The following is a 414-nucleotide window of genomic DNA, read 5'->3' as shown; positions in this document are numbered from 1 at the left end:
CCATCGACATCGCCACCATCAAGATCTGGCTCCGCGACCTCGCCCGCGAAACCTGATCCACAAGACACGGCCTAGGATCCAGGTGCAGCAGACGCCAGGACTGCATCTCCCGCTTGAGCGCGTACAGCAGGGGGAAGTCTGTCGCCGTGGTCAAGCTGGACAAGACGGTGGCGGTGGCAGCCGTCGCCGGAAGTCGACGCTTACGCCCTTGATTCCCCTGCTGCCTGATGCTGAAGACCGGACGGTTCTGCTCGTCCTGCTCCGTCTCCAACGGATCGGCACCCGTGCGGTAGGCCGCCAAGCGCTTGCGCTGGGCAGCGTCGAACCTGCTCACCCAGCCTCCGCTATTCAGAGTGAATAGCTGGCATCGAGGGTGGTCAAGGAAAGGTGCACCCGACCTGCAAGGATATGGTT

Annotated in this window: 1 protein-coding gene; it reads right to left on the bottom strand. The window is 62.8% G+C overall.

Annotation, left to right across the window (positions count from 1 at the left end):
- Nucleotides 1-334 (bottom strand): hypothetical protein (locus tag ACLQ24_RS30325; RefSeq protein WP_425895154.1); only part of this gene is annotated, 334 nt, incomplete at its 3' end.
- Nucleotides 335-414 lie beyond the last annotated feature (80 nt).

Source organism: Micromonospora sp. DT4 (assembly GCF_049841675.1).
Taxonomy (GTDB): Bacteria; Actinomycetota; Actinomycetes; order Mycobacteriales; family Micromonosporaceae; genus Micromonospora.
The sequence above is the reverse complement of the archived record's forward strand: the minus strand, read 5'-3'. Positions and strand labels throughout refer to the sequence as shown.